7 protein-coding genes are annotated in these 10039 nt (G+C 40.2%); 6 read left to right on the plus strand and 1 reads right to left on the minus strand.

Annotation, left to right across the window (positions count from 1 at the left end; translation table 11 throughout):
* The first annotated feature begins 243 nt into the window (after nt 1-243).
* The 6 genes from U473_RS02340 to U473_RS02365 all read left to right on the plus strand — a co-directional run bounded on the left by U473_RS02340 (nt 244) and on the right by U473_RS02365 (nt 9234).
* Nucleotides 244-1923, plus strand: a complete 1680-nt coding sequence (locus U473_RS02340) for a methyl-accepting chemotaxis protein (RefSeq protein WP_268807448.1) — start codon at nt 244-246, stop codon at nt 1921-1923.
* A 547-nt stretch (nt 1924-2470) separates the two neighbouring features.
* Nucleotides 2471-4432: a sigma-54-dependent Fis family transcriptional regulator gene (locus tag U473_RS02345; protein WP_068722974.1), complete on the plus strand. Its 1962-nt coding sequence runs from the start codon at nt 2471-2473 to the stop codon at nt 4430-4432.
* Nucleotides 4433-4586: 154 nt separating this feature from the next.
* Nucleotides 4587-5606 (plus strand): thiamine pyrophosphate-dependent dehydrogenase E1 component subunit alpha, encoded by a 1020-nt coding sequence (locus U473_RS02350; RefSeq protein WP_068722976.1) that lies wholly within the window; start codon nt 4587-4589, stop codon nt 5604-5606.
* 26 nt (nt 5607-5632) lie between these two features.
* Nucleotides 5633-6652, plus strand: a complete 1020-nt coding sequence (locus U473_RS02355) for an alpha-ketoacid dehydrogenase subunit beta (RefSeq protein WP_068722978.1) — start codon at nt 5633-5635, stop codon at nt 6650-6652.
* Between the two features lie 25 nt (nt 6653-6677).
* On the plus strand, nt 6678-7826 hold the full coding sequence (locus tag U473_RS02360) for a dihydrolipoamide acetyltransferase family protein (RefSeq protein ID WP_068722980.1): 1149 nt from the start codon (nt 6678-6680) through the stop codon (nt 7824-7826).
* A 100-nt stretch (nt 7827-7926) separates the two neighbouring features.
* Nucleotides 7927-9234: an acetamidase/formamidase family protein gene (locus U473_RS02365; protein ID WP_068722982.1), complete on the plus strand. Its 1308-nt coding sequence runs from the start codon at nt 7927-7929 to the stop codon at nt 9232-9234.
* A gap of 252 nt (nt 9235-9486) precedes the next feature.
* On the opposite strand, the gene tpx is transcribed toward U473_RS02365, so the two are convergent.
* Entirely contained in the window at nt 9487-9993 is a 507-nt protein-coding gene (tpx, locus tag U473_RS02370) for a thiol peroxidase (protein ID WP_068722984.1), read from the minus strand.
* Between the last annotated feature and the right edge of the window lie 46 nt (nt 9994-10039).

The raw sequence follows: 10039 nt of genomic DNA on the forward strand, positions 1-10039 counted from the left end.
TTTTCTTATAGGTTCTCTAAAAGAGGATTTTGTAAAAATATGTAGAATTTAATATTTTTAAAGATAATTTTGGAAATAGAAATAGAGATGAAGACATAAGGGAGGACAGGGCGTGAGAAAAAAATTATTTAGTCTACCAAACTTAAAGCTAAAAGAAAGATTTAACAAGCTAATGTCAAGTAAACCATTAAACAAAAACGGGTCTAAAAAAATAGCGAGACTAAAAGTAAGAAAACTAATTTTATCTCAGTCAAAGCAAAAATACTAGTTAGCTTCTTAACGGTAGTCATACTGATGGCTTTTGTGAGTCTTTTTGCATTATATCAAATGATACAGATCCAAAAAAGCTATGAAGATATTGTTCAAAATGACATGAACACAATGATAGAAGCCCAAGAATTAGAATCAAATATTATAAGGGAATTATCTTACATTCAAAAACTAGGACTGACAAAAGATGAAAGATTAATTGATCAAATTGAAAAATTAAAAACAGAGAACCACAAAAAGTTGAATGAATTAGTAACAAAGCTAAGGACAGAAGCCGACCAAAGAGAATTTAAAAAACTACAGATCATTTATACAAATTATAATGAAATTGAAAAACTAATGATTGAGGCTGCTCAACAAGATGATATTAGAGAATTTGTCTCATTAATGGACAAAAAAATGGCAGAAACCTTAGCAGACAAAATGATGAATAATGTGGAGATTATTAAACAGGGAATCTTTGAACAGCAACAAATAGATAACGATAAAGTCAATCACATTAGACAATTGGTATTAATTACAACCTTAATCACCATTTTATTAGCGGTTGCCATTGCAATTGTTTTTGCCAGAATGATATCTACTCCAGTTAAATTATTAGATAAACATGCAAGCCTGATGGCAGATGGAGATCTAACTCAACAAATACCCAATATTAAAAATAATGATGAGATCGGCCATTTAGTTCGTACATTTGAATATTTACAAGAACAATTAAAACAAATGGTAGCAAAAATTCAAGTTCATGCCGAACAAGTAGCATCTACCTCTGTAGAATTAGCAGCAAGCACAGAACAAACCACACAATCGACTGAGCAAATCTCACTCACCATGCAAGAGATGGCCGCCAATTCAGATACTCAGGTGGTCAATGTTCAAGAAACCGCTGAATTTATTGATCAATTCCAACAAGGAATTGTACATATTACTGAAAACGCGAATGATGCAAGCACAGGTGCAGCAAAAACATCTACATTAGCAAATAACGGAATGAATATGCTAAGAGAAACAATTAAGCAAATGAATGGAATTGGAAAAACAGTAGATCAATCAGTGAACGTGGTAACAAGATTAAATGAACGCTCACAAAAGATTAACGAAATCGTCGATCTCATTACCAATATCGCAGATCAAACAAACCTATTAGCATTAAATGCTGCCATTGAAGCAGCAAGAGCAGGGGAGCATGGAAGAGGGTTTGCCGTTGTGGCAGATGAAGTAAGAAAGCTTGCCGAACAATCCGGAAATGCAGCAAAAAATATTGCAGGGATGATTATAGAGATCAAAGAAGATACGACCAAAGTAGTTCAATCGATGACAAAAGGAAATGATGAAGTAAAAGAAGGAATTCTTGCTGTCGAGAAAGTAAATATTGCTTTTGAAGAAATCTTAACATCGATTCAGCATGTTGCGTTGACAAGTGATAGCACATTGAATGCGGCAAAGGCAATGGAACAATATGTAACTAAGGTGATTTCAGCAATAGAAGAAATGAAAAAAGGAATTGAAGGAAATGCAAGTTTTACCCAAACCGTAGCAGCAGCATCTGAAGAACAAAATGCTTCAATGGAAGAGGTACGTTCATCAATTGAGTCACTTTCTTATATGGCAGAAGAATTGCGGGAATTGATCAACCAATTTAAAATTGCTTAATAAAACAAGTGCTATATCTTAAAAAGATATAGCACTTTGTCGTTGTGCGCCATGCATGGCGATTAACTTGGTGGTGAAAGTCCACTATGGGAGTTACGTAGTTACCAACCATTAGACTAATGCAAGGGTGTCCATCGTGAGGTGGAATTTGATTATGCTGTGGTTTGGTTCTGCTTTAAACACATTAGGAAGATGGGCTTCTCGTATTTTTTTACTTTTTATTATCAATTTTTTAATTATCTGGAGAGTTTGTGACTTAAGATAATACCTATTTGAAATGAAAGTATTCTTTGAACTTTATTCTGAGGTTTTGGATAAGAAGGAAGGATCAAGGACAGTTGAAAAGTTGGATAGAGTGTTCCAAGTCCATTCAAACCTTTTTATGATGAAGGCCATTCTGAAGATGTGGGATGAAATATTTTTACGGGTTAACAATTTATAAATGTCCAGAGATACAGAAATACCGATTTAAATTGTTTAGTTAAATATTTAAAAATTCTGTAAATTTATATATACTAAAGATAGTGGGTATTTGGAGGTGATTTTTTTGCGTGATAAAGAGCAGTTGAAGAAAATTTGGGAAGAATTTGTATATGAGGGAAAGCAGGCCCCTGCTCTCAATGAAATAGTAAGAGAGTCGTGGCTTCGGTCCCTCTCTCTAGGGGTGGATCCATTTCAGGAAAAAGGAAAAGATGTGCTTCCAAAACATGAACTTCAGCGCCTCCAGAAATATAACCATTCACTTATAGAGACATCCCTCCCATTAATGGACAGCTTATATTCTATTGTAAAAGGTTCAGATTTTCTTGTCATTCTTTGTGATAAGGACGGGCGTCTCATTAAGGTAATAGGAGATGCGGAGACATTGGATAAGGCAGAAAAAATTAATTTTGTAGAAGGGGCAGACTGGAGTGAAAAAAATGTAGGAACAAATGCGATAGGAACGGCTATTGCTATCGATAAACCAATCCAGATTTTTGCTTCTGAACACTATTCAAAATCATGTCATCCTTGGACATGCTCCGCAAGCCCAATTCATGACACCTCTGGGAACATATTAGGTGTTCTGAATATGTCAGGTTCATTTGAAAAGGTGCATTCCCATACGCTGGGGATGGTTGTTTCAACAGTGAAGGCTATAGAGAATCAGCTGGAAATTCAAGAAAAAACACAAAAGAATAAAATGATGAAAAGTCTTCTTGAAGCAACAACCGACACTCTTTCAGATGGGATGCTGATCATAGATAGGAACGGAGTTATTATCAAAACAAATCGAAAGCTTCATGAGATTGTCGGGTTACGAGAAGAATATTTGCTCGGAAAGCCAGTTAATCATGTATTTGCAAATAAAACCTTCAGCAAAATTGTGGAAACCAGTTTAGAAGTGCAGGATAAGGAATTGAAATTAAAGATGATCAATCCAAATGGAAATTCAATCCACGTTCTGATTAATTCAAAACCGATTTTTCAACAAAACCGGATGATCGGGAATCTAGTCACTGTAAAGGAATTTCATAAAGTCCGTCAGTTTATTAACCATTTGTCAGGAAACCAGGCAAAGGTTACCTTCGAGGATATTATTGGAAACAGTACTGCTCTTCTACGTACAAAAGAGGAGGCTATGCTAGCTGCTAAGTCTGAATCAAACGTTCTTCTTATAGGTGAAAGCGGCACAGGTAAGGATATTTTTGCGCAGGCCATTCACAATGAGAGTCGTAGAAGTAAGAAGCCGTTTATTGCGATAAACTGTGGCGGAATTCCGAGAGATCTGCTGGGAAGCGAGCTCTTTGGTTACGAGGAGGGTGCGTTTACCGGTGCTAGAAAAGGGGGGAGCGCTGGTAAGTTTGAACTGGCTGACGGAGGAACGCTTTTTCTTGATGAAATTGGTGAAATGTCTTTGGAAATGCAGGTTCTATTGTTAAGGGTGTTGCAGGAAAAAGTAGTGGTCCGCATTGGCGGACACAGAGTGATACCAGCTGATGTAAGGATTATTGCTGCAACAAACAAAAATCTTCAAGAAGAGGTAAAAAAGGGTAGCTTCCGAGAGGATCTCTTTTTCAGACTGAACGTGATCCCACTTATGCTGCCGCCATTAAGGGAAAGAAAGGAAGATATACCCTTGCTGGTAAAATATTTTTTAAGCAAATTGTCGTCCAGATTGGATAAAACAATAGACCATATTTCGTCACAGTTTATTCAACAGCTGATGGCGTACCAATGGCCGGGAAATGTAAGGGAGCTTCAAAACATTCTCGAGCGCTCAATTGTCAGAACGAAGCGAAATATTCTTGAAAAAGATACTTTGCCGGAAGAATTGCAAATAAGTGGAATGAATACCAGTGAAATTCGCATTTTTCACAAACAGCTTCCAAAAAAAGATGAGATTAAGAGAGAAGCCCTTATTCATTCAATCCGCCTCTGTGAAGGAAACTACAGCCGTGCAGCGAAATATCTTGGTATTTCACGGAGTACTCTTTACAGGCAAATGGATAAGTTTGGCATACGTTAAAAGTTATACTGTCCTATTTCGGTACAATGTGTCATTACATATGATACAAACTGTTTCAAAATGGGACAGTTTATTTTTTTTTCTTGATTCTAGCGGCTTAGTTAATTGGCATTGTTCTTGCAATATACATTTATGAAATTTATCTAAGGAGGAGATGAAAGTGGCACTTTCTGAAGGAAAAAAGAAAACGGTTCCAACGGAGAAGTTGAAATGGATGTATGAAATGATGGTTAAGATTCGCTATTACGAAGATAAAATGGCGGAAGCGTATGCGGAAGGAAAAACACCTGTCTTTAATATTGGTACAGGAACAGTTCCTGGAGAGATGCATCTGGCAACTGGACAAGAACCGGCTGCAGTTGGTATTTGCGCGCATTTAGGCAAGGAAGATACTGTGGTATCACCTCACCGTCCGCATCATCATGCAATTGCAAAAGGTGTCGATCTGAAAAAAATGACAGCTGAAATTTTCGGTAAAGAAACTGGATTAGGAAAGGGAAAGGGTGGGCATATGCATTTGTTTGACCCAAAAGTAAAATTTTCATGTAGTGGTATCGTGGGAGCTGGTATTCCTCAAGCGGCTGGTGCGGCACTTGCAGCGAAAATGAAAAAGAAAAACTGGGTTGCGGTTGCTTTTATCGGCGAAGGAGCAGCGAATTCAGGGGCATTCCATGAATCTCTTAATCTAGCAGCCCTTTGGAAGCTTCCGTTGATTGTGGTTGTGGAAGATAATTCTTACGGCATATCAGTGCCGAAAATAAAATCAACGGCAATTCAGTCAAATGAGCAGCGTGCTTCAGCATACGGGATTACAGGAGCACATGTTAAATTCAACGATCCGCTGCAGATGTACCTAGTATCCGAAAAAGCGGTTGAAAGAGCAAGAAGCGGCGGAGGGCCAACGATTATTGAAATTGAGACTTACCGTTATCTTGGACATTTCCAAGGTGACCCTGAATTGTACCGTGATAAAGGGGAAGTACCGGCGTTGCGTGAACAAGATCCGATCAAGAAGGTACGTGAGTTGTTGCTCGACCACAATATTGTTTCCGAACATGAAATAAAGGAAATGGAAGACAGAGCAGTAAAAGAAGTGGATGAAGCCTATCAGTTCGCTAGAGACAGTAAATTTCCAAATCCTGAAGCGGCACTTGAAGATGTATTTACATCTTGAACAAAAAAAGGAAGGAGATGTTAATCATGGAAAAGGTGAAGAAAAGACTGTTAACCGGAAATAAAGCGATGGTGGAGGCGATTGCCCAAGAAATGGAACGAGACCCAAATGTTTTTGTGCTTGGGGAAGATGTCGGAAAATACGGCGGGATCTTTGGATCTGCGCAGGGATTGTACGATAAATTTGGAGCGGAGCGGGTGATGGACACGCCAATTTCCGAGACCGCTTTCATAGGCGCAGCGATCGGAGCAGCTGCAGAAGGCATGCGTCCCATTGCAGAGCTGATGTTTGTCGATTTCTTCGGCGTATGTATGGATCAGATCTATAACCATATGGCAAAGATCCAATATATGTCGGGAGGGAATGTAAAGCTGCCAATGGTACTGATGACGGCTGTCGGCGGAGGGTACAATGACGCAGCGCAACATTCTCAGACCTTGTATGCTACTTTTGCTCACATGCCAGGTATGAAAGTGGTTGCACCATCAACTCCGTATGACCTCAAAGGAATGATGATTTCGGCCATCAGGGATGACAATCCTGTGGTGTTTATGTTCCATAAAACCTTGCAAGGACTTGGTTGGATGGACCAGTTTGATTTTTCTATAGGACATGTTCCGGAAGAAGCATATACGGTCCCACTTGATAAGGCAAAGGTGGTGCGCGAAGGAAGTGATGTTACCATAGTAGGCATACAGATAATGACTCATTACGCGGTTGAAGCTGCTGAAAAATTGTCTAGAGAAGGAATCGAGGCGGAAGTCATTGATCTGCGTTCGCTTGCACCTATTGACAAAGATACAATTATTAACTCTGTGAAAAAGACGCATAGACTTGTTGTGGTGGATGAAGATTACCGTTCATATGGCATGACAGCCGAGATTTCAGCTATTGTTGCAGAGGAAGCCCTGTATGAATTAGAAGTACCTGTCCGTCGCTTAGCTGTCCCGGATGTGCCGATCCCATACAGCGATCCGCTTGAAGACTTTGTTATCCCGGGTCCAAATAGTATTTACAGGGAAGTTAAAAAGTTATTGAGTGAGTAATAAATAATGGACAGGAGGAGTAACAATGATCGAGGTTAAATTACCGCAAACATCAGAAGAAATTGAGGAAAGTCTGGTCGTCTTCTGGCATGTCCAAGAAGGCGATCAGGTTGAAGAGGGGGATACGCTCGTAGATATACAGACTGAAAAGGCCGTCTTTGAAATAGCAGCAGAAAGCGGAGGAACAATTAAAGAAATCAAGGTAAAAAGAGGCGACAGCGCAAAGGTTGGCGATATTCTGGCGGTCATTGAACCGGCAGGAACCATAGGAGCGAATGATAATTTGAAAAGTGTTCTATCGCTCGGGCAAGCAAAGGAAGAAACGGCAGAAGAAAAGCAGAGCACCTTCGTACGGACTAGCCCAAGGTTAAGGCACCTTGCTAAAGAACTTGGTGTGGATCTGGCAACAGTCCGTGGAACAGGCTTAAGAGGAGCCTTAACAGAAGAGGATATCCGCAAGGCCGCCGCATTAGAATCGAGCTCTGTGGTGGAGGGATCCAGGGAAATAAAAATGTCAGGGATCCGCCGTGCGATTGCGAAAAGAATGATGGAAAGCATACATCACTCCGCTCAGCTTACGGAAACAGCCTGGGCGGATGTCACGGAACTTTCGGTTCTTAGAAAAAAAACGGATATAGAGATAAGCTGGAATGATCTCATCCTATTTGCTGTCGTTAAGGCACTTCAGAAACATCCTGCACTTAATGCCCATATTAAGGATGAAAGTATCATTCAATTTGATCATGTTCATCTCGGCATAGCTGTAGATACAGATAAAGGACTCCTTGTTCCGGTAGTGCGCAATGCCAATCAACTTGACGTTTTCGAACTGCACACACATGTTGTTCAGCTAGCGAAACAGGCAAAACTAGGTAAACTGTCCCATGAGGAATTATCAGGGAGCACGTTTACAGTAACGAATCTCGGCGCATTTGGTATCCAATTTTTTACTCCGATCATCAACCCGCCGGAGTCAGCCATTCTCGGAATAGGGAAGATTGAACACTATCTTGTGTTTGAAGAAGAAAAAGTAGTCGAAAAGGTGCGGTTGCCATTAAGTCTGACGTTCGATCATCGGGTAATTGACGGGGCTCCGGCTGCAAGATTTCTACAAACGCTGTCAGAAATTCTTGCTGATTCCGGGCAAGTTTTGAAAGGGATTAAGGGCAATTGATTTTGTTAACGAATAAAAAGTAAGTTTCAATTACAGCACCTTTTAAAACTTTTGTTAGGAACAATGGTATGAATAATAAAAGAGGAATAGGAGGAATAGTATGAATAATAAAAAAGGATTAGAAACAGTCTTTGTTAATACATTTACAAACGGTGTACTCGATCCAAATAAACCGATGCTTGGCCCAGTAAAAGATGGAGGGCATATTGTTGCAAATACAGCACCTGGATGCTGGGGGCCGATGATTACCCCCGCTCTTCTTGGTGGGCATGAAGTTACCCAACCAGTTTACGTGGAAGGAGCTGAAGTTGGCGACGCAATCGCAATCCGGATAAAATCGATTAGGCCAACGTCCATCGTCACTGCTTCTGGCAATGAAAAAGCGATAGAAGGCCGCTTTCTAGGCGATCCTTTTGTGGCCGCACAATGTCCTGAATGCGGAACATATCACCCGGAAACAAAAATTGAAGGAATTGGACCTAAGGCTATTCGTTGCGTAAATTGCGGAGCCGACGTTACCCCATTTATTTTTACAAATGGGTACACGCTGGCAATCGATACAAACAGAGGACTTGGAATCACACTGCACAAAGAAGCTGCTGAACGGATAGCAGGTGATGGGAACCACTATATGGCGATCCCTGGAAATTCCATCCAAAACCCGATTGTTACTTTTGCTCCTAGTGACATTGTCGGTGCTGTTACTAGATTAAGACCGTTTCTCGGTCAGCTTGGTACTACACCAGCACGGCCGTTTCCAGATTCTCACAACGCAGGAGATTTCGGTTCTTTTCTTTTGGGAGCTCCACATGAATATGCTATGACACCAGATCAATTAGAAGACAGGACGGACGGGCATATGGATGTTAACAGGGTAAGAGAGAACGCCATTTTAATCTGTCCGGTTAAGGTACCAGGAGGTGGTGTTTATCTTGGAGATATGCACGCTATGCAGGGCAATGGCGAAATAGCTGGCCATACAGCGGATATTGCCGGAATTGTTACACTTCAGGTTCAAGTCTTGAAAGGTTTATCTATTCAAGGACCGATCCTGTTGCCGGTGGAGGAAGATTTGCCTTACCTAGCGAAACCATTCACTGCTGAAGAAAAAGAAAAGGCAAAGCAGATGGCGGACTTCTGGGGATTAGAGTCCATTGAAGAAACGGCTCCGATTTCCTTTATTGGAACAGGTTCAAATCTGAATGAAGCAACGGATAACGGATTGAACCGAGCCGCTAAATTGCTTCAGATGACCGTTCCGGAAGTGTTGAACAGGGCAACAATCACCGGTTCTATTGATATTGGTAGGCATCCAGGTGTAGTAACGGTCACATTCCTTGCACCTATTGATAAATTGGAAAAGATAGGGCTCGTTGAACTTATTAAAACACACTATTCTTTGCGATAGTTTGCCGATTGTTTTTCAGGAAAATTAAGTATCAGTGAGAATTGTAAAAACCGGGCGGTTTGCCCGGTTTTTCTTAAAGATAAGAAAGTGTAACTTTCTTCCACTTGTCATTTAGGGGTTTGTATATTCCATAAGCTGCGACCTTCAGAAGTGCCCTTCTCTCCTTAATCTTTATTTATAGAAGGGCACGGATGACGGAGCGCGATGGAATATACAAACCTTTTCTTAAAAATAAATCTGAATAAGTCAACTTTACTGAGCAGCTTTCACTGCTTCAATCGCTTTTTCATAATTTGGATGATCAGTAACCTCTTTTACATATTCAACATAAGTAACTTCATTTTTAGAATTGACGACAAAAATTGCGCGAGCTTCCAAACGTAAATCTTTAAGATAAGTACCGTATGCAGAACCGAAAGACATGGTTTGGTAATCAGACAAGGTCACAACTTTATCGATTCCTGCTGCCCCACACCAACGTTTTTGAGCAAATGGTAGGTCTGCACTAATCGTTAAAACAGTCGCATTTAATTTGGCGGCCTCTTCATTGAAGCGTCTTGTTTGTGCATCGCAGACAGGTGTATCTAATGAAGGAACAACGCTAATCAATTTAACTCCCTCAAAGTCCTTTAATGTTTTAGCATTCAATCCATTATCCACCACAGTAAAATCAGGTGCTTGATCTCCAACCTTTATTTCTGGTCCTAATAAAGTCGCTGGTTTACCAGCAAAAGTAACAACTCCATTACGTTCTTCCATTTTAAAATCCTCCTTAAACAACATTTACATACTAATAAGTTTAATA

It is taken from the genome of Tepidibacillus decaturensis, assembly GCF_001561915.1.
Classification (GTDB): domain Bacteria; phylum Bacillota; class Bacilli; order Tepidibacillales; family Tepidibacillaceae; genus Tepidibacillus_B; species Tepidibacillus_B infernus.

Excerpts from the sequence above, each read along its gene's own strand:
- U473_RS02350 (WP_068722976.1), top strand. The coding sequence starts at position 4,587 with ATGAAAGTGGCACTTTCTGAAGGAAAAAAGAAAACGGTTCCAACGGAG.
- U473_RS02355 (WP_068722978.1), top strand. The coding sequence starts at position 5,633 with ATGGAAAAGGTGAAGAAAAGACTGTTAACCGGAAATAAAGCGATGGTG.
- U473_RS02360 (WP_068722980.1), top strand. The coding sequence starts at position 6,678 with ATGATCGAGGTTAAATTACCGCAAACATCAGAAGAAATTGAGGAAAGT.
- U473_RS02365 (WP_068722982.1), top strand. The coding sequence starts at position 7,927 with ATGAATAATAAAAAAGGATTAGAAACAGTCTTTGTTAATACATTTACA.
- tpx (WP_068722984.1), bottom strand. The coding sequence starts at position 9,993 with ATGGAAGAACGTAATGGAGTTGTTACTTTTGCTGGTAAACCAGCGACT.